Annotated in this window: 18 protein-coding genes; 13 read left to right on the top strand and 5 right to left on the bottom strand. The window is 70.1% G+C overall.

What is annotated here, in order from left to right; all coding sequences use genetic code 11:
• Nucleotides 1-6: 6 nt before the first annotated feature.
• Nucleotides 7-984 (bottom strand): ABC transporter permease, encoded by a 978-nt coding sequence (locus ACQ4L4_RS22735; protein ID WP_377158532.1) that lies wholly within the window; start codon nt 982-984, stop codon nt 7-9.
• A gap of 224 nt (nt 985-1,208) precedes the next feature.
• Between ACQ4L4_RS22735 and ACQ4L4_RS22730 the strand changes: the two genes are divergently transcribed.
• Nucleotides 1,209-1,949 carry a cistern family PEP-CTERM protein gene (locus tag ACQ4L4_RS22730; protein WP_431101113.1) on the top strand — a complete coding sequence of 247 codons (741 nt, stop codon included), beginning with the start codon at nt 1,209-1,211 and terminating at the stop codon, nt 1,947-1,949.
• Nucleotides 1,950-2,002: 53 nt separating this feature from the next.
• Here the strand turns inward: ACQ4L4_RS22730 and ACQ4L4_RS22725 are convergent, their stop codons facing one another.
• The 4 genes from ACQ4L4_RS22725 to ACQ4L4_RS22710 form a co-directional block, all read right to left on the bottom strand.
• Nucleotides 2,003-4,243, bottom strand: coding sequence for a S8 family serine peptidase (locus ACQ4L4_RS22725; protein ID WP_431101112.1), 2,241 nt, complete (start codon nt 4,241-4,243; stop codon nt 2,003-2,005).
• Between the two features lie 222 nt (nt 4,244-4,465).
• The gene (locus ACQ4L4_RS22720; protein ID WP_431101111.1) at nt 4,466-5,845 is read right to left on the bottom strand and encodes an MATE family efflux transporter; all 1,380 of its coding nucleotides are present in this window, start codon (nt 5,843-5,845) and stop codon (nt 4,466-4,468) included.
• A gap of 201 nt (nt 5,846-6,046) precedes the next feature.
• A complete protein-coding gene (locus ACQ4L4_RS22715; RefSeq protein WP_431101109.1) occupies nt 6,047-6,310 on the bottom strand; it encodes a hypothetical protein in 264 nt (87 codons plus the stop codon).
• Nucleotides 6,311-6,402: 92 nt separating this feature from the next.
• Nucleotides 6,403-7,611 carry a phospholipase A gene (locus ACQ4L4_RS22710; protein ID WP_431101108.1) on the bottom strand — a complete coding sequence of 403 codons (1,209 nt, stop codon included), beginning with the start codon at nt 7,609-7,611 and terminating at the stop codon, nt 6,403-6,405.
• A gap of 98 nt (nt 7,612-7,709) precedes the next feature.
• On the opposite strand from ACQ4L4_RS22710, the gene ACQ4L4_RS22705 reads away from it, so the two are divergent.
• From ACQ4L4_RS22705 to ACQ4L4_RS22650, 12 genes are all read left to right on the top strand, one after another.
• Nucleotides 7,710-9,113, top strand: a complete 1,404-nt coding sequence (locus ACQ4L4_RS22705) for a hypothetical protein (protein WP_431101107.1) — start codon at nt 7,710-7,712, stop codon at nt 9,111-9,113.
• A 226-nt stretch (nt 9,114-9,339) separates the two neighbouring features.
• On the top strand, nt 9,340-10,233 hold the full coding sequence (locus ACQ4L4_RS22700; protein WP_431101106.1) for an N-acetylmuramic acid 6-phosphate etherase: 894 nt from the start codon (nt 9,340-9,342) through the stop codon (nt 10,231-10,233).
• Nucleotides 10,234-10,331: 98 nt separating this feature from the next.
• Nucleotides 10,332-11,633, top strand: coding sequence for an MFS transporter (locus tag ACQ4L4_RS22695; RefSeq protein ID WP_431101104.1), 1,302 nt, complete (start codon nt 10,332-10,334; stop codon nt 11,631-11,633).
• Nucleotides 11,630-12,808 (top strand): acyltransferase family protein, encoded by a 1,179-nt coding sequence (locus ACQ4L4_RS22690; protein WP_431101103.1) that lies wholly within the window; start codon nt 11,630-11,632, stop codon nt 12,806-12,808. Before ACQ4L4_RS22695 ends, ACQ4L4_RS22690 begins: the two co-directional genes overlap by 4 nt.
• 53 nt (nt 12,809-12,861) lie before the next feature.
• On the top strand, nt 12,862-14,376 hold the full coding sequence (locus ACQ4L4_RS22685; protein ID WP_431101102.1) for a glycoside hydrolase family 10 protein: 1,515 nt from the start codon (nt 12,862-12,864) through the stop codon (nt 14,374-14,376).
• A 619-nt stretch (nt 14,377-14,995) separates the two neighbouring features.
• On the top strand, nt 14,996-17,392 hold the full coding sequence (locus tag ACQ4L4_RS22680; protein WP_431101101.1) for a TonB-dependent receptor: 2,397 nt from the start codon (nt 14,996-14,998) through the stop codon (nt 17,390-17,392).
• A gap of 220 nt (nt 17,393-17,612) precedes the next feature.
• Nucleotides 17,613-18,620 (top strand): N-acetylglucosamine kinase, encoded by a 1,008-nt coding sequence (locus ACQ4L4_RS22675; RefSeq protein WP_431101100.1) that lies wholly within the window; start codon nt 17,613-17,615, stop codon nt 18,618-18,620.
• Nucleotides 18,617-19,465 carry an N-acetylmuramoyl-L-alanine amidase gene (locus tag ACQ4L4_RS22670; RefSeq protein ID WP_431101099.1) on the top strand — a complete coding sequence of 283 codons (849 nt, stop codon included), beginning with the start codon at nt 18,617-18,619 and terminating at the stop codon, nt 19,463-19,465. Before ACQ4L4_RS22675 ends, ACQ4L4_RS22670 begins: the two co-directional genes overlap by 4 nt.
• A gap of 45 nt (nt 19,466-19,510) precedes the next feature.
• Nucleotides 19,511-20,515 carry an ABC transporter permease subunit gene (locus ACQ4L4_RS22665; protein WP_431101098.1) on the top strand — a complete coding sequence of 335 codons (1,005 nt, stop codon included), beginning with the start codon at nt 19,511-19,513 and terminating at the stop codon, nt 20,513-20,515.
• Nucleotides 20,516-20,603: 88 nt separating this feature from the next.
• Nucleotides 20,604-21,515, top strand: coding sequence for an ABC transporter permease subunit (locus tag ACQ4L4_RS22660; RefSeq protein WP_431101097.1), 912 nt, complete (start codon nt 20,604-20,606; stop codon nt 21,513-21,515).
• Nucleotides 21,515-22,459: an ABC transporter ATP-binding protein gene (locus ACQ4L4_RS22655; RefSeq protein ID WP_431101096.1), complete on the top strand. Its 945-nt coding sequence runs from the start codon at nt 21,515-21,517 to the stop codon at nt 22,457-22,459. The genes ACQ4L4_RS22660 and ACQ4L4_RS22655 overlap by 1 nt, the downstream gene beginning before the upstream one ends.
• Nucleotides 22,456-23,442 carry a peptide ABC transporter ATP-binding protein gene (locus ACQ4L4_RS22650; RefSeq protein ID WP_431101095.1) on the top strand — a complete coding sequence of 329 codons (987 nt, stop codon included), beginning with the start codon at nt 22,456-22,458 and terminating at the stop codon, nt 23,440-23,442. The genes ACQ4L4_RS22655 and ACQ4L4_RS22650 overlap by 4 nt, the downstream gene beginning before the upstream one ends.
• Nucleotides 23,443-23,538: the final 96 nt, after the last annotated feature.

The raw sequence follows: 23,538 nt of genomic DNA, 5'->3' as shown, positions 1-23,538 counted from the left end.
CGGTCCTCATGCCTCGGTCCTCGTGCGCAGCCGCGGGTCGATCCAGCCGTGCAGCAGGTCGATCGCGAAGTTGAGGAGCAGCACCAGCGCCGCGAGCCCCATGACGCCGTTGCGCACGACGATCAGGTCGCGGTTGGCGATGGCCTGCGCCATCAGCCGGCCGAGTCCGGGCAGGGTGAAGACATTCTCGATGACGATGGTGCCGGCGAGCAGGTTGGCGAACTGCAGCCCGCCGAGGGTCAGCAGCGGGATCGCCGCATGGCGCAGGCCGTGGCGCCACAGCGCCGCGCGGCGCGACAGGCCCTTGGCGCGGGCGCTGCGCATGAAGTCCTCGCGGACGATGTCGAGCAGCGCCGAACGCGCGATGCGCGCCAGGATCGCGGCCTGCACCAGCGCCAGCGCGGCGGCGGGCAGCAGCAGCGCGCGCAGGCCGGGCCACAGGCCGCCGCCGAGGTCCTCGCGCCAGCCGGGAAAACCGCCGGCATCGAACCACTGCAGCTTCACCGCGAAGAGCAGCACCAGCAGCATGCCGAGCCAGAAGCTGGGCACCGCCAGACCGAGCTGGGTCAGACCCATCACGAGGTGATCGCCGGCACGCCCCTGCTGGCTCGCGGCCCACCAGCCGGCGGCCAGCGCCAGCACGACGGTCAGCGCCATCGCCATCAGCGCGAGCGGCAGCGTCAGCGCGAGCCGCTCCAGGAGGAGATCCATGACCGGCGCGCCGTAGGCATAGGACAGGCCGAGATCACCGCGCACGAGCCCGGTGAGCCAGTCGACGTAGCGATGCCAGGCGGGCTGGTCCAGGCCCAGCTGACGCGCGAGCGCGGCGACGGCCTCGGGCGGCGCCTCGGGGCCCATGATCAATTGGGCGGCATTGCCGGGCAGCCATTCGAGCGCGCCGAAGATCAGCGCCGAGGCGGCCAGCAGCGTCAGCAGCAGCACGGCGAGGCGCTTGAGCAGGTAGTTCATCGCGGGCGGGATCATAGGGGTCGCCAGCGTGCCGACCGCCGCCCTGACGGGCCAGCGGACCCGCGCAATCGGCGTGCCGTACGGTGTCGCAAATTTTTACAGTTTCACTGGCATCTTTATCACATCGGCAAGAATCGGCTGCTGGATCAAGCACTTGGCGCATTGGCCCGGCTTATGCGTATCCCGGGGACAGGGAGACAAACAAGAAGCCACGTGCACTGCCCGGAAAGGGGTCGGTCATGAAACCAACAAGGATCCGTTGGGTCGTCGCCGCGGCGGCGCTGAGCCTCTGCAGCCAGGCGCAGGCCGCGGCTGTCCTGTTCAACAGCCTCAACAGCACGGCGACGCTGCTGTTCACAGGCGCCCAGGACGGGGCGACGCTGAACGCCACGGTCAAGTTCACGCTGACCGCCTGGTCGGCGCAGACGGCGACCTTCTCGACCATCGTCACCAACAACTCAAGCGGCCCGGGCCAGAACGTGCTGATGGCCTTCGGCATCACCGCGATCTCGCCGACGCTGACCGGAGCCAGCACCAATTCGGCGGCCTGGGGCGCGGACATCGACGTCAACTTCCCCTCGTTCCAGAACATCGATCTCTGCCTGCTGTCCGGCAACCAGTGCGCGGGCGGGTCGATCAACGACGGCCTCGGCATGGGCGGATCGTCCTCCTTCAACCTCACGCTGACGACCGACGCGTCCAACAACTTCATGACGCAGGGCATCGGCTTCATCAGCCCCTACGCCATCAAGTTCCAGGGCGTGGGGACCCTGGGCAGATCGATCGAGTTCGAGGGCTGCGTCCAGGGCACCGGGGCCTGCGGCGGCGGCGGTGGTGGCGCGGGCGGCAACAACGGCAACGTGCCGGAACCGAACGCGCTGGCGCTGCTGGCGGCCGCCGCGCTGGCAGCCGGGTTGGCAGCCGGGTTGGCGCGCCGCCGGACGCCGCGGTTGCCGTGGCTGCCCAGCTTCTCACGCTGAGCACATCGCACTGAAGGAAGGCCCGCCTCGGCGGGCCTTTTCCGTGGTGCGTCCTACTTCGAGACCGTCGTCGTGGCCACGGTCGTGTTGCCGGCCGCGTCGCGGGCGACCGCCTGGATCGTGTGCGCGCCCGTCGACGCCTTCTTGACGTTCCAGGTGTAGCTGAGGCTCGCTCCGGTGCCGCTGGCGACCAGTTCGCCGTCGATGTAGATCGTCTGGCGGATGCCGGCCGCGCCACCGTTGTCGGCGGCGCTCGTCGAGATGGTGACGGTATTGCCGGCGACCTTGCTGTTGCTGGCCGGCCTGGTGATCGCGATCGTCGGCGGCTCCGTGTCGGCCAGGGCCGCATTGGCGACGGTCAAGGTCACCGGCGCACTGGTGGCGCTGTTGCCGGCCGCGTCGACCGCGGTGGCGGTGATCGTGACGGGGCCGTTCGCCACCGCCGCCGAGTTCCAGCTGAACCCATAGGGCGCCGAGGTGTCGGAGGCGACGACCGCGCCGTTGACGCGCAGGTCGACGCGCACGACGGACTGGTTGTCGGCGGCGGCGGCATCCACCGCGACCAGCCCGCTGACGAGCGCGCCGGGCAGCGGCGCGCCGACCGAGACGACGGGCGGCTGCGCGTCGGGTGCCGGCGCGGCCAGAACGGCCTGCATCGCGGCACCGGCGTTGACGCGGCCCCAGCCGTAGAACGGATCGCGGCCGGCGGCGCCTATATCCGTGGCGGTGCTGAACAGCGCGTTCTGGATCGCGCCACCGCTCATCGTCGGGCGGGCCGACATCAGCAGCGCCACGGTGCCCGCGACGACCGGACTCGCGAACGAGGTGCCCCACCACGCGCCGTAGCCGCCGCCGCGGTTGGTGGTCCAGATGTTCTGTCCCGGCGCGGCGATCGCGACAAAGGCGCCGTAGCTCGACCAGCTCGTGCGGTTGTCGGTCTCGTCAGTGGCCGAGACGGGAATCATGCTCGCCGTGGGGGCGAGGCCCTCGTCGATCCCGTTGTTGCCGGCGGACACGATCACCAGCCCGCCCTTGCTGCGCATGTCGTCGGCGGCGCCCTGCACGGTGGCGCTGCCGGCGACGCCGCCGTAGCTGATGTTGGCCACGCGGGCGCCCTGGTCCGCGGCCCAGTTCAGGCCCTGGGCCACGGTGCTCCAGTACGCATAGGCGTTGGCGTCGGCGATGCGCACCGGCATCAGCGACGCCTGCCCGGCCACGGCGGCGACACCGATGCCGTTGTTCATCGCGGCAGCCGCGGCACCGGCCACCGCGGTGCCGTGGCCATGCACATCGCTGGTGTCGGCGTTGCCGTTATAGAAGTTCCAGCCGGGGACCAGACGGCCGGCCAGGTCGGGGTGGGTTGCGTCGACGCCGGTGTCCAGGATCGCGATCCTGATGCCGGCCCCCTGCGCGCTGTCCCAGGCCAGCGGCGCGTTGATCCGCGCAAGGTGCCACTCGCTGCCCAGGTAGGGATCGTTGGGTGTCATCGCCGGGGAGATGCGCATGTCGAGTTCGGCCGACTTCAACTGCGGATGGCGCGCCAGCAGCATCGCGACGGCCGTCTCCGACGCATTGGGAGGCAGATCGACGATCGCCAGCGAAGAGCGGCCGATGCGGCGCGCCTTGCCGCCGTGCGGCGAGAGGATCTTGTCGAGGTCCTTGTCGCCCAGGCCGGCACGCATCTGCACCAGCACGCGCTGGCGCGCCCAGCCGTTGGCGGTGCCGGCGGCGGGCGGCGGCATCTCGAGCGCCGACTGCGGTCCCCCGGGTCGCACACGCAGCGCCTGCGCAAGTGCGTCGAAGGCATCGGGCTTGCGACGCGTCAGGCGCGCGAGCATGCGGCCGTCGACGGTCATCGCCACGCAGTGGTCGCCTTCGCAGAACACCAATGCGCTGGCCTCGTCGGAGGCCTTCCACGCGGACAGATCGAGCCGGTCGCAGAGTTGGCCGCCGATCAGCGCGTGGCGGATCTCGTCGTCATAGCGGTACTGCCCGCTGACGCCGGCGCGGCCGAGCATGACGAGGTCGTCGACGCGGAGGTCCGCGATGCGCTGGGCGAGCTGCCTCCGGACGTCGGGACTGAGATCGGTGTAGCGGTCCAGACCGCTCGCGGCGGACGCGTCGTCGCGCAGCAACCCGGGTCGGGCGGGTGCGCACGGCGGCGCGGAAGACGGCATCGCCGTCGAAGCCGCGGCTGCGGCGAGGACGAAGGAGGCAAGCATGGGCATGACGATCCCCTCGACTCCGCCGGGTCCGCCGACCTTGCCGGCGAACGCCGCGGGGCGTGTTGTCACCCCCCTGCTCCTCGCCGACGCGTCTGCGCGCGACAGGCATGCAAGACGCAGCAAGCCCCGGGCCAGAGCGGCAAGTGGCGATGGGCATTGAGAATTTTCAGTGCCGCGATCGGCACGCGCGCGGGAGTGTCAATTTCGCCGACAGTGAGACCGGATCCACGCCGCGCTGCGCTGACGACACCGGGCTCAGTGGCTGCGATATTCCGGCACCACGGTCGCGACTCAGTGGCCCCGTGCCGCCAGACGCAGTCGCCGATGCACCGCCCTCGCCTGCGGCACCCAGCCCAGCCGCGCCCAGCGGCGCCACATCAGCAGGCCGCGGATCCACTCGTCGGCGGCGTAGGCGATCCACAGGCCCACCAGGCCGAGTCCCAGCACCTCGCCCAGCAGCCAGCTGCCGCCGGCCAGCACGAGCAGCATCGACCCCGCGCCCACCATCACCGGGTACTTCGCGTCGCCCGCCGCGCGCAGCGCGTTGATGACGACGAGGTTGAAGGTCCGCCCCGGCTCCAGGATCACCGTGATCCACATCAGCACCACCGCGCTGGCGAGAATCTTCTGGTCGTGCGTGAACATCTGCAGCAGCCACGGCGAGGCCGCCGCCGCCCCGGCCGCCACCACGACGCTGATCAGCAGCCCGCGGGCGAGCGCGCGTCGCACCAGGCGGTGCGCCTCGTGCAACTGCCCCGCGCCGATCAGGTGGCCGACGACGATCTCCGCCGCGAAGCCCGTCGCCAGGCCCGGCAGCAGCACGAAGTACATCAGCTGCGAGGTGTAGCTGTGCGCCGCCAGCGCCGACGCGCCGAGGTGCCCCGCGATCGCCACGCTCACCATGTAGGCCAGCCGGTAGGCGATGTTCTCCGCCGCACCCGGCAGGCCGATGTGCAGCACGCCGGCGAGCTCCGCGCGCGGCAGGCGCCACCAGTCCGACGCCTTCGGCCGCAGGTCCAGCCGCGCGCGCCACAGCCACACGTGCAGGCCGAGGCCGAACGCCCGGCTCACCGCCAGCGCCACCGCGAAGCCCGGCAGGCCGAGATGCGGCATCAACGTGATCGACAGCAGCAGCTGCGCCACCTGCATCGCCACCAGCACCATCAGGGTGTCGCGGCTGCGCAGATGGGCGCGCATCACGCTCGCCATCGAGGCATTCCAGGCGTCGAGCATCATGGCCGGCGCCAGCGCCATCAGGAAGGGCTGCGACAACGGCAGCACCTCCACCGGCGCATTCATCAATCGCAGCAGCGGCCCCGCGAAGAGCAGCGCCATCAGCGCCGTGACGCCGCCCAGCCAGGTGCTCGCGCCGAGCGCCGCCCGCGCCGTCGCATCGGCCACCGCGCGACGGCCTCCGCCCAGCGCCTGCGTGATCACCACGCTGATGCCGGCGCCGATGATGCGGAACAGGATGAACAGCGTCGCCGCCAACTGGTTGGCCAGTGCGAATGCAGCGCCGGCGGGATCGGAGATCCGCGCCGCCAGCATCGTCCCGATCACCCCGATGGCGATGCCCAGGCAGAGCTCGAGGAACAGCGGCCAGGCCAGTGCGAACAGGCGGGGCGACGGCGTGGGAGGCGACTGGGACGACTGGGACGAGGGAGACGACATGGACGGCGGCGGCAGGCAGGTCCGCGCCGCCGCTGACAGCGGTGGACACGACGCGCGGAATTCTCGCGTGATGCCTTCGGGCCGGGGGCCGTAACCGCGATGAAACCGACATGAAACCGTGACGGCGCCGGAAGGACGCCCGGGTCTGTGGTTTCGCCGCCACCGCGGCGGGCGATCATCGATCGCCCGAGGGCCGCCGGTTCAGCCCGACGCCGGTCCCGGCGGGGTAGCGACCGGGCACATCGGCAGCCCGCCGGCCATCAGCGTGGCGCGTTCGGCGTCTTCGGCCTGCCGCAGCGAGACCAGTTCCGAACGCGCGCCGTAGAGCTCGTCGAGCTCCTCCAGCAGCAGCGCGCGCACCTGCGCCTCCGTCGTGGGCGGTAGCGCACGGACCCATTGGCGGTCGCGCCCGTCCAGGCGGTAGACCACGACCCAGATCACGCAGGTGTCGATGAATGCGGACATCCGCGCAGCCTAGTCCAGCCGCCTCCGGCTGGCGATGGGGACTGCCCCGAGCCGTGCGCCATATTCATCGAATCGCGGCCCGGGAAGGGGGATCAGCGCCACTCGACGACCGACACCCCCAGCCCGATCCGGGACTCGCGGAAGTTGTAGTCGATGAGGCTTTCCCCGTAGCCGCTGAACAGCTGCAGGTAGCCGTGCAGCCCGCCGCCGATCGGGAAGGCCCACTCCAGCTGCGCCGATCCGCGCGAGCGGTCGCCCCCCTTCAGGCTGTGCCGCGCCGTGAGGGCCAGGACGTGCCGGCCCAGCTTCTGCGTCACCAGCATCTCGCCGCGGCCGACATAGTCCTGGATGCCCGGGTTGTCGTCGCTGCCGGTGTTGAGGATCCGCCACCAGGGGCGCAGGCTCACCGTGGTCTCGCCGTGCTCCAGGCTGAGCTCGCCGATCACCCGGTTCCAGCTGCGCGACAGCGGCACCGCCCGCCCGTTGGACTGGTGGTTCAGGCTCAGCCCCACCATGCTGGCCTTCCAGCCGAACGGCAGCTCGACGTCGGTGCCGTGGGTCAGGATCAGCTCGGGCTCGTAATTGGTCTCGCGGAACGGTCGCGACTCGCGCCCGTTGTAGATCTGCCAGCGTGAGTTCTGCGTGTAAGCGCCCCACACCGACAAGGTGCCGTGATCGTCGAGCGCCCAGATCTTGGACTTCAGGCTGATCTGGAACTTGGCCTCGTTCTTGTCCAGGTCCAGCGCCTGGACCACGCCGTTGTCCGGGCTTTCCGACGAGGACGGCGCCGGGGTCCGGTTGGATCGCGAGGTCCACGACACCGGCAGCAGGTAGACCGGCCGGTGGGGGCGCGGCAGGAAGCGCGGCATCTGGTCGCGGCAGGACAGTTCCCAGCGCTCCGACAGCGTCGAGCCGAGGTAGTTGCGGGCGCTGCCGGATGCCTCCGGCAGGCGCGTGCAGGGATCGTCCACACGCGGCGAGCTCGCCGCGGCGGCCACCGGCAAGGCGGCCGGCACCGGCTGGAGCCGGACCTGGGCGGCCGCGGAGGGCGGCGGCGCGTCCGGGGCCCGTCCGTTCAGACGGTCATAACAAGCCAGACGCGCATCGTTGTCGCGGATCAGGGCGCAATCGGCCGGCGTCTTCGCCGACGAGGCCGCCGACATCGCCGGGTTCTCGACCGGCAATGCCGCCATCTGCGCGGACGCGTCCTGCGGCATGGCCGCGATGAGCGCCGCCAGCGCGGCGGCCGCCCATGTCATCGCCATTGCCAGACGGCGGCGGAACTCCCTGATCGACATCATTGTGCTTGGCCCTTGTTCAGTCGGGCCGTCGAGTGCAAACAGCGTTCCCGGGTCCACATGGCAGAACTTTCCGCCCCGCGTCCCTAGAATCGGCCGCCATGCAGATGTATCCCTTGGTCGACCATGCGCCGGGCAAGTCCTGGCCCCGTTGGGCCGCGCTGGTCGCGCCGCTGCTTCTGGCGGCCTGCTCGCAGTTGCCCCGGACGCCGGCGCCGTCCACCGAGCCGGCACCGGGCGGCGCCTTCAGCCCGGGGGCACTGCAAGCATTGCGACCGGAGCAGTTCCGCTCGACGGTCGGCTCCGCCGTCCAGGCCCAGGACCGCTGGAGCACTGACCGCGCCCGGATCCGGACAGCCTCCGCGCAGGCCTTGGCCGCGCCGCAGGACGGCGCCGCGCTGCGCGAGTTCGCCCAGGCGCTTCGTCTCGTCGCCCATTACCGGACCGATATCGACACCGCCCGACCGGCGCTGCTCGCGGCGCTGCCGGCGCTGGACCGCCAACCGGCGGACATCCAGCGTCCGCTGCTGACCGCGGCGTACACGCTCTACGCGGTCGACGCCGCGCCGCTGCTTCGCCCGCTGCTGCCGCGATTGGCCACGCCGCGCGAATTCGCGATCGCCGCCTACGCGCTGATGCAGACGCGCCAGCCCGCGGACCTGGCACTGATCCAGTCCCAGCTCGCGCAGCGTGACCGCGACGAGCCACGCCTGCAGGCGCTCGCACAGGCGGTGTCCACCGCGCAGGGCGTGCCGCAACCGGCGCGTCCGCCGCTGGCCGACCTGCTGGCGATCCGTCCGGGCCATCCCGTCGTGTTCAGCTTCCAGCGGCCTGGTCGCCAGCAGATGGGTCTGGCGCTGGTGAGACAAGCCGACGGCCGCTTCGTGCGGCGTCCCGACGGCGGCCTGTTCAACATCGAGCAACTGGCGCTGTCCAGCAGCGGCCTGCCGGGCACGATCACGCTGGGCAACACGCCGCAGGGACTCTTCACGATCCAGGGCGCGGGACGCGCGGCGTCCAACATCTGGATCGGCCCGACGCCCTACCTGCACACGAAGGTGCCCGGCGAAGCGAGCGTGGCCGAATACGAGCAGCGCGCCCCGGGCCCGAACGAGCCGGCCTGGTCGCTGGACCGCTACCGGGCCTTGCTGCCGGCCTCTTGGCGCGACTACGCGCCGCTGCAGGAAGCCTGGCTCGCCGGCCGCGCCGGACGCGACGAGATGCTGATGCACGGCAGCACGATCGATCCGCGCTACTACGCCGGCAGCCGCTACTACCCTGGCACGCCGTCGGACGGCTGTCTGGTGGCGATGGAGTACTGGTCCCCGGACGGCGTGATGGTGCACAGCGACCAGATCGCCCTGCTGCAGGCCTTCACCGCGCAGGGCCGCGACCGCGGCTACATGGTGCTGATCGAGCTGGACGCCGCCCCCACGCCGGTGGCCCTCGCCGAGGTGATCCAGTCCGTGCTGGACGCCGAGGCCCGCACGAACGGACGCCGGTGAGGCTCGAGCAGGGCATGAGGTTCGCGGACGCGAGGCCTCATGCCCGGATCGGGCCTGCGCGCCGAAGGTGGCAGTCCTTGCCAGAGCCTTCGCAATGGGCCTCGCGATGACTCTCGCGATTACCGTGGGTTATGACGCTCCCGCCGCGTTTCATTGGCAGCGGAGGCCGTCTCCCCACTAGAGTAGGCCGCACCTTGCGGGCCTCCCCTTCCGCTCCGGCCGAGCCATGTCCCACCCTCTGAAGACCGAAACCCCCAGCGCCCACCATCAAGACCTGGACCTGTACGACAGTGCCCGCCTGATGGAGGTCTTCATCGACGACCAGCGGTCGGCGGTGGAAGCGGTGCGGGCGGCGGCGCCCGCGCTGGCCGCGGCGGTGGACGCGGCGTTGCCGCGCATCGCGGCGGGCGGCCGGCTGCTGTATGCCGGCGCCGGGACCTCCGGCCGGCTGGGCGTGCTGGACAGTGTCGAGCTGGTGCCGACGTTTTCCTGGCCGCGTGACCGCGCGGTGGCGGTGCTGGCCGGTGGCGAAGGCGCGATGTTCGTCGCCGTCGAAGGCGCGGAGGACGACGAGCCCCAGGGCCGTCGCGACATCGAGGCGCTCGCGCCCACGCCGCAGGACGTGCTGATCGGCATCGCCGCCTCGGGCCACACGCCCTACGTGCTGGGCGCGCTGGCCGCGGGCCGCGCCGCCGGTTGCCTGACGATCGCGATGGCCAACAACCCGGGCGCCGCGGTGCTGGCCGCCGGCGAGCATCCGGTCCTGCTGGACACCGGCGCCGAGGTGATCTCCGGCAGCACGCGCCTGAAGGCAGGGACCGCGCAGAAGATCGCGCTGAACACCTTCTCCAGCGCGCTGATGGTCAGGCTGCACAAGGTCTACGGCAACCTGATGGTGGACATGAAGGCCACCAACGCGAAGCTGGTCCGGCGCGCCGTCGCGCTGACGATGCGCGCCGCCGGCGCCGACGAGTCCGCCGCGCGCGCGGCGCTCGACCAATGCGGCTTCCACGTGAAGACGGCCGTCGTGATGCTGCTGCGCCAGCTCGACGCGGCCGGCGCGCAGGCGCTGCTCGCGCAACACGCCGGCGACGTGCGGGGCGCGCTCGCCGATCGCTGATCGCCGAGCTCACATCCGCCGGCCCTGCACGGTCCTCGCACACAAGCGCTGCAATCCCCGATGCGGCCCCCGCCCGGTTTGCGCCGACACTGAGCGTCATGCACGCTTCTTCCCTTCCGTCGGGTGCCGCCCCGGGCGCCCGCAGCCCCTGGCACTGGGTGCCCACGCTGTACTTCGCGCAGGGCATGCCGTATGTGGTCGTGATGACGCTGTCGGTCATCATGTACAAAAACCTGGAGATCTCGAACACCGACATCGCGCTCTACACCAGCTGGCTCTATCTGCCCTGGGTGATCAAGCCGCTGTGGTCGCCGCTGGTCGAGATGCTGGGCACGAAGCGGCTGTGGGTCGTGACCCTGCAGTTCGCCGTCGGCGCGGCGCTTGCGATGGTGGCGCTGACGCTGCCGATGGAGCGCGCGTTCCAGATGTCGCTCGCCGTGCTCTGGCTGATGGCCTTCGCCTCGGCCTCGCACGACATCGCCGCCGACGGCTTCTACCTGCTCGCGCTGGAGAAGCATGAGCAGGCCGCCTTCGTCGGCGTGCGTTCGACCTTCTACCGGGTGGCCAACATCGGCGGCCAGGGCGGCCTCGTCTGGCTGGCCGGCGAGCTGCACGACCGCGGCGACAGCTGGGTGCTCGCCTGGCAGGGCGTGATGGCGGTGCTCGCAGGCGCCTTCCTGCTCCTCGCGGCGTATCACCTGTGGCGCTTGCCGCGCCCGGCCGTCGATGCCCCGCTCCCCCGCGACCAGCGCGATCCGGGCACCTTCTTCCGGATCTTCGCGGCGTTCTTCCGCAAGCCCGGACTCGCGGTGACGCTGGGCTTCCTGCTGCTCTACCGATTCCCGGAAGCGCAGCTCCTGAAGCTCGCCACGCCCTTCCTGCTCGACCCGCTGGACAAGGGCGGTCTCGCGCTGACCAACAAGCAGGTCGGCCTGGCCTACGGCACGGTCGGCCTGATCGCGCTCACGCTGGGCGGTCTGCTCGGCGGCTGGATCATCTCCCGCGTCGGCCTGAAGAAGGCGCTCTGGCCGCTGGTGCTCGCGATGCACCTGCCCAACGTCGTGTTCCTGGTCATGGCCTACGCGCATCCGGGAAGCCTCGCCGTCATCAGCGCGGCGCTGGCGATCGAGCAGTTCGGCTACGGGCTCGGCTTCACGGCCTACCTGATGTACATGGTCCTGGTCGCCGAGGGCGCCCACAAGACCGCCCACTATGCGATCTGCACCGGCTTCATGGCGCTGGGCATGATGCTGCCGGGCATGTGGAGCGGCTGGCTGCAGGATCACCTCGGCTATCCGCACTTCTTCGCGTGGGTGCTGATCGCGACGATCCCGTCGCTGGTCATGACCGCCCTCATCAGGATCCCCGAGAACTTCGGCCGCAAGGAGTCCACCGCGTGAGTGCCGCTTCGACCGGCGTCCGTCGTGGCGTCGGCCACGGCGGCGACGACCGCCTGCTGTCGCTCGACGCCTTCCGCGGCTTCGCCATCGCGGCCATGCTGCTGGTCAACAACCCGGGCGACTGGTCCCAGCTCTACGCGCCGCTCGAGCACGCCGCCTGGCACGGCTGGACCTTCACCGACTGGATCTTCCCGTTCTTCGTCTTCATCAGCGGGATCTCGATGAGCTTCAGCCTGGCGCGCCGCGGCCAGGCCGCCGATCGCGTCGCCCTGCTGCGCCACATGTGGCGACGCGGCGCCACGATCATCCTCATCGGGCTGGCGCTGAACCTCTTCCCGTTCTTCCACGTCGAGACGCTGCGCATCCCCGGCGTGCTGCAGCGGCTGGGCCTGATCACGATCCTGGTCGCGCCGATCGCGCTGTGGTGCGGCTGGCGCGCCCAGCTGGCGTGGTTCTTCGGCCTGCTCCTCGGCTACGGCCTGGTGCAGACCTTCGTCGCCGTGCCGGACGCGCAAGGCGTCTGGCATCGCGGCTCGCTGCAGCCGGGCGAGGACGTCGGCGCCTGGCTCGACCGGACGCTGCTCGGCGGCCACCTCTGGGCGAAGAGCAAGACCTGGGACCCCGAAGGCCTGCTGAGCACGCTGCCCGCCGTCGCGAGCCAGATCGCCGGCCTGCTCGCCGGACGCTGGCTGGCGCTGCGCGGTCGCGATCCCGGCGAGAAGGCGACCTGGTTCATGGTGTCGGGTCTTGCCTGCCTGTGGATCGCGCAGGTGCTCGACGCCTGGACCCTGCCCATCAACAAGAATCTCTGGACGCCCGCCTTCGTTTTCCTCACGACGGGCTGGGGGTGCCTGGTCTTCGGCGTGTTCTACTGGCTGCTCGATGCCGCGCCCCTGCCGCGCATGCGCGACGCGATGGCGGGACGCCTGCGCCCGCTGGTGGTGTTCGGCATGAACGCGCTGTTCCTCTTCGCGCTGTCGGGCCTGGTGGCCCGGCTGCTCGGATTGATCCACGTCGCCGAGGGCGTCACGCTCAAGGCCTGGCTTGTCGCGCCGCTGCGCGCGCTGCCGGTGGATCCGCGCTTCGCGTCGCTGCTGTTCGCCGTCGGTTTCGTGGCGGTGTTCTACGGCATCGCGTGGGCGATGTGGCGGCGCGGCTGGATCGTGAAAGTGTGAGCGGCCCCTGCGGCGCCGCCCGGTGAGAGCCTTCAATGCGACGACGACAGTGGATGACCGCGGCCCTGGCCGCGCCGGTGCTGGGTTCCCTGGGCACGCTCCCGGGCTGCGGCACCGCCCGGCCCCAGGCGCTGCCCGCGTTGCCGGGTCCCGCGCCCGACGATGCGCCGCCGCCGGCGCCGCGCGAGTTCCGCGCCGCGTGGGTCGCGACCGTCGCCAACATCGACTGGCCGAGTCGTCGCGGCCTGAGCGACGCCGCGCAGATCGCCGAGATCCACGCCATCCTCGACAGCGCCCGCGCGCTGCGCCTGAACGCGATCGTGCTGCAGGTGCGCACCAGCGCGGATGCCCTCTACCGGTCGACGCTGGAACCCTGGAGCGAGTACCTCTCCGGCGTCCAGGGCCAGGGACCGGGCTACGACCCGCTGACGCTGTGGATCGAGCAGGCGCATGCGCGCGGCCTCGAGCTGCACGCCTGGCTGAACCCCTACCGCGCGAAGCAGAGCGGCGGGAAGTCCGCGCCCGCCGCCACCCACCTGAGCCGCACCCGGCCCGAGTGGGTCAAGAAGTACGGCGACCAGCTCTGGATCGATCCGGGCGAGCCGGCCGCTGCCGATCACACGCTGGCCATCTGCCGCGACCTCCTGACGCGCTACGCCGTCGACGGCCTGCACATCGACGACTACTTCTATCCCTACCCGGTCCAGGACGCGGCCAAGCAGGACATCGACTTCCCCGACGACGCGAGCTGGCTGCGCTATCTGCACGGCGGCGGCACGCTCGCGCGCGCGGACTGGCGGCGGGACAACGTCGACCAGCTGGTGCGGCGGATGTACGAGCTGGTCCGCGAGTTGCGCCCCGCCGCGCGCGTCGGCATCAGCCCCTTCGGTCTGCCGCGCCCGGACCTGCGGCCGGCGGGCATCACCGGGTTCTCGCAGTACGACAAGCTCTATGCCCACGTCGAGCACTGGATGGCGATGGGCTGGCTGGACTACGTGGCACCGCAGCTCTACTGGCCCCGCGCGCAGAAGCCGCAGGCCTTCGAGCCGCTGATGCGCGCCTGGCAGGGCGTCAATCCGCTGGGGCGGCATGTCTGGCCGGGCCTGTTCACGAGCCGGGCCGCCAACGAGGCCGAAGGCTGGCCGAGCGATGAGATCCCGGCGCAGATCGAGATCATGCGCACTGCGCCGTCCACCGGCGGACATCTGCACTTCAGCATGGTCGCATTGCTGAAGAACCGCCGGAACATCGCGGATACCTTGCGAGCAGGCGCTTACCTTCATCCCGCCCTGCCGCCTGAAACGCCGTGGCTGACCGCCCCCGCCTGCGGCGCCGTCACCCTGGAGCGTCTGGCCGATGGCCGCCTCCGGCTGTCCGCCCCGGAGGGCGCCCCGCCCCGCGCCTTTGCACTGTGGAAGCGCGAGGCGCGGCGCGTCGACTCGCCGTGGCGCTTCGACCTCATCGGCCCGGATGGCGACCTGGGCGCCATCGGCGGCGGCTGGCTGCTGAGCGCCAGCGCGGTCAACGCCGTCAATCGCGAAGGGCCTCGAGCAACGTTCTCAAATTGAACGTTACTGGCTCAAAACTGTCGATTCCACGCAACGACGAGTCAGCGCGGGGGCGCGACCAGACTCCGTGGAAACCCTGTATCGCCCTGGTGCGCAAATAGTCCGGAAGAGCCCGTTTCGGGGCGCGTTCCGCCCGTTCCGTCGCGTTCGACAAACAGGTGTGAACGCCCTGGCGCCCCTGTCATTCCTTGTCACAAACCCACAACATCCCGCAAAGAGACTCACGCCCGTGCATCGCCAAGGCGGTTGCCGGAGCCTCCGGAATCCGCCCAGCAACAGGGCCCGCAAGCGCGGAAAGCCCCCCGCACGGCGGATTTCGCCGCATTGCTGGGGGCTGTCTCGACTGGTAGGCTTTTTGCTTGAGATGAAGGAGGAGCCGCGGCAAGACGGCTCCCGACACACGCGGGCTGGTACGAGCAGAGCTTGGCCGAGGATGTTTTCCTGGGCCGGAAAAACCAACGTAAAACGTTTGCGAGCTTGAGAAGTTCAGGACTTCGATAGACGAAAACGGTTGCGCGAAGAATCTGCCGACGGAGGGGCGGGAAGCCCTCCCCAGCTGCACCAGGGTTTCAGTTGTTAGTTCAAGTTCAGTTTGGTCTCGTCGCACAGGAGCGCAGGAATGAGTCAGAAGAATTGGTCGGGTTTCCGCAAAACCGCCTTGGCAGCCGCCGCGGCATTGGTCGCCGTCATGCCGGCCATGGCCCAGGAAGCCAAGAAGGACGCCGACACGTCCGCCGATGACGGCGCGCCGCGCGCCAAGGAAGACAAGGTCCGTCTGGGCACGATCACGATCGTGGGCAGCGGCGGCAAGCTGGCCGCCGGCCAGATGCTGAACGAGGACACGGCCAAGAGCCGTTCCACCGTCACCCGTGATTCCATCGACAAGAACCTGGCCTCGGGCAACCCGTTCCAGGCGCTGGCCCTGCTGCCAGGCGTGAACACCTTCAACTACGACGCCACTGGCCTGTTCGGCGGCGGCCTGACGGTCCGCGGCTTCGGCGCCGACCAGATGGGCATGATCATCAACGGCGTGCCGGTCAACGACTCGGGCGGCTACGCCGTGTACCCGCAGGAATACGCCGACCAGGAAAACCTGTGCACGCAATCGCTGGCGCAGGGCACCCCGGACGTGGACTCGCCCAACGCCGGCGCCACGGGCGGCAACGTCACCGTCACCAGCTGCGACCCGGAAGACAAGCAACGCATCCGTGTCAGCCAGGGCCTCGGTCAGCTGAGCTACACCCGCACCTTCCTGCGCTACGACACCGGCCGCTTCTTCAACAACAGCGCCAAGGTGTTCGTCAGCTTCTCGCACACCGAGGCTGACAAATGGAAGGGCGAGGGCTCGGCCAAGAAGGACCACATCGACGCGGCCTTCCGCTGGGACATCAACCAGGACAACGTGATCCTGGGCTCGGTGCTCTACAACCGCGCGATCAACAACAACATCAACAGCATCAGCCTGGCCCAGATCCGCGCCAACGGCTACAACTTCGACTTCTCGACGAAGTTCCCCGGCCACCTGACCCCGGTGAACGGCACCGTCCAGAACGAAGCCGCTTCGGGTTACCTGCCTTCGCCGGCGTACTACAAGCTGGCCAACAACCCGTTCGAGAACGCGATCGTGTCGGTCTCGGGTTCGTTCAAGGTGGCCGAGAACACCTACCTGAAGGTCCAGCCCTACCTGTGGTACGGCTTCGGCAACGGTGGCGTGCAGCAGACCACGCTGGCGGAAACCAACACCTTCCTGAACCCGGCGACCGGCACCAAGGTCAGCATGGACCTGAACGGTGACGGCGACACGCGCGACACCATCATCGTCGGTCGCGCTTCGGTGACCCGCACCGTGCGTCCCGGCGTCACCACCGAAATCAACACGCAGCTGGGCGACCACGCGCTGAAGGCCGGTGTCTGGATCGAGCGCGCCAACCACAAGCAGACCCAGCCGGGCGTGCGCGTGAGCGACGCCGGCGAGCTGTCCAGCGTCTGGCTGAACACCGACTACATCCTGCGTCCGGACGGCAGCCGCTATCAGGGCCGCGACTGGCAGACCATCAGCACTTCCGGACAGTTCTACGCCAACGACAACTGGTCGTTCGCCGAGGACAAGGGTCTGCTGATGCTGGGCTTCCGCACCCCCTACGTGAAGCGTGACGTCAAGAACTTCGCCAACGAAGGCGTGACGGCGGACTACAACTTCCAGAAGAGCTACAACGAGTTCCTTCCTCAGGTCGGCGTCCGCTACCAGATCACGCCGAGCCAGCAGATCTTCATGAACGTCGCGAAGAACTTCCGCGCGCCGCCGAACTTCGCGTTCACCGGCTCGAACGTGAATGTCGCGAACAACGTCGCCACCCTGCGCCTTGCGCCCAAGGCCGAGACCTCGATCAACACCGACATCGGCTACCGCTACCAGTCCAAGGACATCTCGCTGTCGGCGACGGTGTTCAACGTGGACTTCAAGGACCGCCAAGGCAACGCCTACGATCCGAACACCCTGAACAGCGTGTACACGAACATCGGTCGCGTGCGCACCCGTGGTCTGGAAATGGAAGTCGGGTCGGGCACGTTCAAGGGCTTCTCCGCGTACGGCTCGCTGACGCTGCAGGACAGCGAGGTGCAGAACGACCTCCGCCAGTCGGCCACCGTCACCCTGCCCACCAAGGGCAAGAAGATGACGCTGACGCCGGACGCCATCTTCGGCATGTCGGTGCAGTACACCTATGGCAGCTTCTACGGCCGCGTGAAGGTCAAGCGCACCGGCACGCAGATGGGCACGCTGGTGAACGACGAGGTCGTGCCGGCATACTGGGTTGGCGACTTCGACGCCGGCTACAACTTCGGCAACGTCAACGACTGGGTCAAGAACGTCCAGCTGCGCCTGAACGTCAGCAACATCGGCAATACCGCCTACCGCAACCCGAGCTCCGGCACGGTACTGCAGGCCTCCAACACGGTGTTCTACTACCTGGGCGCCCCGCGCTTTGCGTCGGTCAGCCTGAGCGCCGACTTCTAAGTCGTCGCACCGAGGCGGCCCTGGCCGCTCCGCACGAAAACCGCGCCCTTACGGCGCGGTTTTTTTTCGTCCCTTCGCGGTGGGTCTCGACGAAGCGCCGACGACGCCTGGGGGCGGCACTCGGCGATCTCCGCCCCATGAGCCTGACTCATACCTGCCACGCGCATTGACAATGGCGAACGCACGGAGCCCCTCGTAAGCTCCGCGCGCCAACGCCGCCATGAGTCCGACGCCCTCCGCCACCGCCGAATCCCTCGCGCCTGACCGCCCAGCGCCGGTACGCGCGGGCATGTCATCCGGGCCGCTGGGACTGGGCCTGGACGCCGGCGGCACCCAGACACGCTGGGCCCTGGCCCGCCCCGACGGCACCCTCGTCGCACGCGGCGAGGTCGGCGGATTCACCGCGCTGCTGCTGGACACCAGCGCCGGCCGCGTCGTGCTGGCGCAGACGCTGCAATCGCTCGCCGCCGCGGTGCTGTCGCATGCGGCGCCCGGCGCGCTGCACGGGCTGCAGGCCGGCATCACCGGACTCGGCGAACCGGACGGCCCCGCCGGCCGGCAGCTGCGGGCGCTGCTCGCGCAACAGCTGGGCCTGGCGCCGGCGCAGATCCAGTGCGACAGCGACATCGCCCAGGCCTGGCACGCGCTGTTCCGACCCGGCGAGGGTTACCTCGTCTACGCCGGCACCGGCGCGATCGCGGCCTTCATCGACGAGGTCGGCACGCTGCACCGCGCCGGCGGCCGCGGCCCCTTGCTGGGCGACGAAGGCGGCGGTCAGTGGATCGCGCGCGAGGCGCTCGCGCTGGTCTGGCGCCGCGAGGACGAATCACCCGGCGCCTGGAACGATTCCCGGCTCGCGCAGCATCTCTTCGATGAGCTCGGCGGCGCCGACTGGCCGACCACGCGCGCCTTCATGTACGGCGGCGACAGCGCGGCACGCCGCGGCTCGATCGGCCGTTTGGCGCTGGCCGTCGCGCGCGCCGCGGCGGACGACGACGCCGACGCGCTGGCCCTGCTGCATCGCGCCGGCCGCGAACTCGCCCGGCTGCCGCTGGCGCTCGTGCGCCGTCTGGGCGTGCGTCCCGTCAGCGCCGCCGGACGTGTGCTGCAATTGCATCCCGCGATCGAATCGGGCCTGCGCGACGCCCTGCCGCAAGACCTGTCCCTCACCGTTCATCAACCCGACACCGCCCTGGCCGCCGCGAGGCGGGCCGCGCTCGCCTCATGAAAACCAAGCTCCTGACCCTCGCCGCCGCCGCGCTGCTGGCGGCCTGCGCCACGCCCACGAGCACGTTGCAGATCGATCGCACCCACGTCTCCGAGAACCAGGACAGCCGCGCGCAGTTCCTGATCCTCCACTACACGGTGCTCGACTTCGACAGGTCGATGAAGGTGCTGACCACCGGCGGCAAGGTCTCGGCCCATTACCTGGTGCAGGAGAAGCCCTCCAAGGTCTATCAGCTGGTGGACGAGAACCGCCGCGCCTGGCACGGCGGCGTCAGCTACTGGGGCGGCGCGACCAACCTGAACTCGGCCTCGATCGGCATCGAGATCGTGAACCCCGGCTTCACCGAGACGCCGATGGGCCGCGTCTACGCGCCGTATCCGCAGGAACAGATCGACGACGTGATCAAGCTGGTCAAGGAGATCGTCGCGCGCCACGGCATCCGGTCGGACCGCATCCTCGGCCACAACGACATCGCGCCGGGCCGCAAGCAGGACCCGGGTCCGGAGTTCCCGTGGAAGCAGCTCGCCGACGCCGGCCTGATCGCCTGGCCCGACGCCACGCAGGTCCAGATCAAGCAGGCGATCTACCAGGTCGGGCCGGTGCCGGACGCCGTCTGGTTCCAGAAGCGGCTGGCGCAAGTGGGCTATCAGACGCCGCAGACCGGGATGCTGGACACCGCCACGCGCGAGGTGATCAGCACCTTCCAGATGAAGTACCGTCCCGCCGACTTCTCCGGGAACATGGACGCCGAAACGGCCGCGCTGCTGGAGGTCGTCACCACGCCCGGCGGCCTGCTGATGAAGAAGCCGCTGCCTGCGGACAGCCGGCCGCGTTCAGAGTATTGATGGTTCCCCGCTGACCCCGTCCCTGCACGCCCGCCGCCGCCCGCCTTGCTGAACTTCCTCCTCCGCCGCCTGGCCTCGTTGCTGCCGACCCTGATCGGCGTGACGCTGGTCGCCTTCGGCCTCATCCGGCTGGTGCCGGGCGATCCGATCGCGATCATGATGGGCGAACGCGCGCTCGACGACGCCACCCACGCGCGGCTGATGCACGAGCTCGGCCTGGATCAGCCGCTGTGGCGCCAGTACGCGGACTACGTCGGCGGGTTGCTGCATGGCGACCTGGGACGCTCGCTGGTCTCGCACGAGCCGGTGTCGCACGAATTCCTCGCGCTCTTCCCGGCCACGGCGGAACTGGCGCTCTTCGCGCTGCTGCTGGCGATCGTGCTCGGCATGGCGCTGGGCACCGGCGCGGCGCTGCGACGCGGCTCGCTGCTGGACCAGGGCGTGATGGGCGTGGCGACGGTCGGCTACTCGATGCCGGTGTTCTGGTGGGGGCTGATCCTCATCATGTTCTTCTCGGTGGGCCTGGGCTGGACGCCGGTCTCGGGCCGCATCGCGGTCGAGTACGACGTCCAGCGCGTCACCGGCTTCATGCTGATCGACGCGGCCTTGCACGACGAGGCAGGCGCGTGGCGTTCGGCGCTCCGGCACCTGCTGCTGCCGGCGCTGGTGCTGGGCACCAGCACGATGGCGGTGATCGCGCGGATGACGCGCTCCAGCCTGCTGGAAGTGCTGCGCGAGGACTACATGCGCAGCGCCCGCGCGCGCGGGCTGTCGCCGGCGCGAGTGGTGCTGGTGCACGGCCTGCGCAACGCGCTGATCCCGGTGATCACGGTGATCGGATTGAAGGTCGGCAGCCTGCTGGCCGGCGCGGTGCTGACCGAGACCATCTTCAGCTGGCCCGGCATCGGCAAGTGGCTGATCGACGCGATCGCGCGGCGCGACTATCCGGTGGTGCAGGCGGGGATCCTGATCTCGGCCTGCACCTTCATCGCGGTCAACCTGCTGGTGGACCTGCTGTACGGCGTGGTGAACCCGCGCATCAGAAAATGAGCCCCCCAGTCGCTCCGCTCCTGCCCCCGAGGGGCGCAGTCCGCCTTGGGCGCGGCCCGGCGGCGAACATGGCAGGGATGAGACGACCATGAGCGTCCTCCCCACCACGTCATCCGCCACGGCGGCCATCTCGCCCCCCGGCCCCTTCGCCGAGTTCTGGCGCGGCTTCAGCGCCAACCGCGGCGCGCTCGTCGCGCTGGTCGTCTTCACGCTGCTCGCGCTGGCGGCGCTGCTCGCGCCCTGGATCGCACCGCACGATCCCGTCCGGCAGTACCGCGAGCACATGCTGACGCCGCCGATCTGGATGGACGGCGGACAGGCCCGTTTCCTGCTCGGCACCGACGAGCTCGGCCGCGACCTGCTCTCGCGGCTGCTGCACGGCGCGCGCGTGTCGCTGGGCATCGGCCTGGCGTCGGTCGTGCTGTCGCTGATCCCCGGCGTGCTGCTGGGATTGCTGGCGGCGTTCCATCAACGCCTGCTCGCCCCGGTCGTCATGCGCGTGATGGACGTGATGCTGGCGCTGCCGGGGCTGCTGCTGGCGATCTGCGTGATCACCGTGCTCGGCCCGGGCCTGACGAACACGGTGATCGCGATCGCCGTCGGCAGCCTGCCGGAGTACGTCCGGCTCACCCGCGCCGCGGCGCTGGCCGAGCTCGGCAAGGACTACGTGACCGCCAGCCGCGTGGCCGGTGCGTCGACCTGGCGGCTGATGTTCTCGGCGGTGCTGCCGAACTGCCTGGCGCCGCTGATCGTCAACGCGTCGCTGAGCTTCTCGGCGGCGATCCTCGAGGCGGCCGGCCTCGGCTTCCTCGGCCTGGGCGTGCAGGCGCCGATGGCGGAGTGGGGCACGATGCTCTCGTCCGCGCGCGACTACATCGTCCGCGCCCCGTGGGTGGTCACGCTGCCGGGACTGGCGATCCTGCTCTCGGTGCTGAGCGTCAACCTGATGGGCGACGGGCTGCGCGACGCGCTCGACCCCCGCCTGAAGAGGGTCTCGTGATGCTGGAGATCCGCGACCTGCGCGTGCGCTTCGGCGCGTTCCCGGCGGTGGACGGCGTCGACCTCGACGTCGCGCCGGGCGAGGTGCTGGGCATCGTCGGCGAGTCCGGCTCCGGCAAGTCCGTCAGCATGATGGCGCTGATGGGATTGATCGATCCGCCCGGACAGGTGAGCGCGACCGCGCTGCGCTTCCAGGGTCAGGACTTGCTGGGCATGAGCGCCTCGCAGCGCCGCCGGCTGATCGGCAAGGACATCGCGATGGTGTTCCAGGACGCGTTGGCGAGCCTCAACCCGAGCTACACCGTCGGCAACCAGCTCGAGGAAGTGTTGCGCGCCCACCTGGGCCTGCGCGGCGCCGCGGCGCGCCAGCGCGCGACGGAGCTGCTGGAGCAGGTCGAGATCCCCGACGCCGCGAGCCGGCTGAAGGCCTATCCGCACGAACTTTCCGGCGGCATGAACCAGCGCGTGATGATCGCGCTGGCGATCGCGTGCTCGCCGAAGCTGCTGATCGCCGACGAGCCGACGACGGCGCTCGACGTCACGATCCAGGCGCAGATCATGGACCTGCTGCTGCGCCTGCAGCGCGAGCAGGGCATGGCGCTGGTGATGATCACGCACGACCTGGCGGTGGTGGCGGAGATGGCGCAGCGCGTCGCCGTCATGTACGCGGGCCAGGTGGTGGAGACGGGCGCGTTGCCCGATGTCTTCGAGTCCCCGAAGCATCCGTACACGGCCGCGCTGATGGCGGCGATCCCGGAACACAACCGCGGCGCGCGCCGGCTGCAGGCGCTGCCGGGCATCGTGCCGGGCGCGCTGGACCGGCCGGCGGGGTGCCTGTTCTCGCCGCGCTGCCCGCGCGTGCAGCCGCGCTGCCGCGCGGAGCGCCCGGAAGTCGTCGATGGCGTGCGCTGCTTCTATCCGTTGATCGAGGAGGCCGCCGCATGAGCGACGTGCCAGACAAGCCGGTCGCTGCCGATGCGGCACCGCTGCTGGTGGCGCGCGATCTCGCCCGGCACTACCGCGTGAGCCGTGGCTGGCTCGCGCCGAAGGCGACGGTGCGGGCGCTCGACGGCGTGAGCTTCTCGCTGTCGCCGGGCAAGACGCTGGCCGTGGTCGGCGAATCGGGCTGCGGCAAGTCCACGCTGGCGCGGGCGCTGACGCTGATCGAGACGCCGACCTCCGGCGACCTGCGGATCCACGGTCGCGACGCCGCCGACGCCTCCACGCGCAAGGCCTTGCGGCGCGACGTGCAGATGGTGTTCCAGAACCCGTACGCCGCGCTGAATCCGCGCAAGACGATCGCCTCCACGCTGGCCGAGCCGCTGGTGATCAACACATCGCTGGGCCGCGCCGAACGCCAGGAGCGCATCGAAGCACTGGCCGCGAAGGTGGGCCTGCGCCAGGAGCATCTGCAGCGTTACCCGCACATGTTCTCGGGCGGCCAACGCCAGCGCATCGCGATCGCGCGGGCGATGGTGATGCAACCAGGCATCGTCGTCGCGGACGAGCCGACCTCCGCGCTGGATCTGTCGATCCAGGCGCAGATCCTGAATCTCTTCATGGACCTGCAGGAGGAGTTCGGGACGGGCTACGTGTTCATCTCCCACAACCTGGCGGTGGTGGAGCACGTGGCGGACGAGGTGATGGTGATGTACCTCGGCCGCGTGGTCGAGCACGGCGACAAGCGCCGTGTCTTCGCCAAGCCGCTGCACCCGTACACGCAGGCGCTGATCAGCGCCACCCCGGCGCTGCGCCCGGCCGACCGCCGCCAGCGCATCCGCATCCACGGCGAGCTGCCCAGCCCGCTGAAGCCGCCGACGGGATGCGCGTTCCATCAGCGCTGCCCGATGGCCATCGCGCGCTGCGCGGAGGTGCGCCCCGAATTGCGTGAGGTCGATGGGCGGCTCGTGGCCTGCGATGTGATTTGAGGACAAGGCGATAGGCGCGAACGGCTCCACATAACCCAGTGTTATGGTCCAACCCGCCCATTTCAGTTGTGACCTGGGGAGCGGCGTTTCCACAAT

It is taken from the genome of Roseateles noduli (assembly GCF_050626985.1).
Taxonomy (GTDB): Bacteria; Pseudomonadota; Gammaproteobacteria; order Burkholderiales; family Burkholderiaceae_C; genus Roseateles; species Roseateles noduli_A.
The sequence above is the reverse complement of the archived record's forward strand: the minus strand, read 5'-3'. Positions and strand labels throughout refer to the sequence as shown.

Bases quoted from the DNA above. Each gene is read 5' to 3' on its own strand.
- ACQ4L4_RS22650 (WP_431101095.1), top strand. From the start codon at position 22,456: ATGAGCGACGTGCCAGACAAGCCGGTCGCTGCCGATGCGGCACCGCTG.
- ACQ4L4_RS22700 (WP_431101106.1), top strand. From the start codon at position 9,340: ATGTCCCACCCTCTGAAGACCGAAACCCCCAGCGCCCACCATCAAGAC.
- ACQ4L4_RS22710 (WP_431101108.1), bottom strand. From the start codon at position 7,611: ATGATGTCGATCAGGGAGTTCCGCCGCCGTCTGGCAATGGCGATGACA.
- ACQ4L4_RS22720 (WP_431101111.1), bottom strand. From the start codon at position 5,845: ATGTCGTCTCCCTCGTCCCAGTCGTCCCAGTCGCCTCCCACGCCGTCG.
- ACQ4L4_RS22730 (WP_431101113.1), top strand. From the start codon at position 1,209: ATGAAACCAACAAGGATCCGTTGGGTCGTCGCCGCGGCGGCGCTGAGC.
- ACQ4L4_RS22660 (WP_431101097.1), top strand. From the start codon at position 20,604: ATGAGCGTCCTCCCCACCACGTCATCCGCCACGGCGGCCATCTCGCCC.
- ACQ4L4_RS22680 (WP_431101101.1), top strand. From the start codon at position 14,996: ATGAGTCAGAAGAATTGGTCGGGTTTCCGCAAAACCGCCTTGGCAGCC.
- ACQ4L4_RS22705 (WP_431101107.1), top strand. From the start codon at position 7,710: ATGCAGATGTATCCCTTGGTCGACCATGCGCCGGGCAAGTCCTGGCCC.
- ACQ4L4_RS22675 (WP_431101100.1), top strand. From the start codon at position 17,613: ATGAGTCCGACGCCCTCCGCCACCGCCGAATCCCTCGCGCCTGACCGC.
- ACQ4L4_RS22670 (WP_431101099.1), top strand. From the start codon at position 18,617: ATGAAAACCAAGCTCCTGACCCTCGCCGCCGCCGCGCTGCTGGCGGCC.
- ACQ4L4_RS22685 (WP_431101102.1), top strand. From the start codon at position 12,862: ATGACCGCGGCCCTGGCCGCGCCGGTGCTGGGTTCCCTGGGCACGCTC.
- ACQ4L4_RS22715 (WP_431101109.1), bottom strand. From the start codon at position 6,310: ATGTCCGCATTCATCGACACCTGCGTGATCTGGGTCGTGGTCTACCGC.
- ACQ4L4_RS22655 (WP_431101096.1), top strand. From the start codon at position 21,515: ATGCTGGAGATCCGCGACCTGCGCGTGCGCTTCGGCGCGTTCCCGGCG.
- ACQ4L4_RS22735 (WP_377158532.1), bottom strand. From the start codon at position 984: ATGATCCCGCCCGCGATGAACTACCTGCTCAAGCGCCTCGCCGTGCTG.
- ACQ4L4_RS22695 (WP_431101104.1), top strand. From the start codon at position 10,332: ATGCACGCTTCTTCCCTTCCGTCGGGTGCCGCCCCGGGCGCCCGCAGC.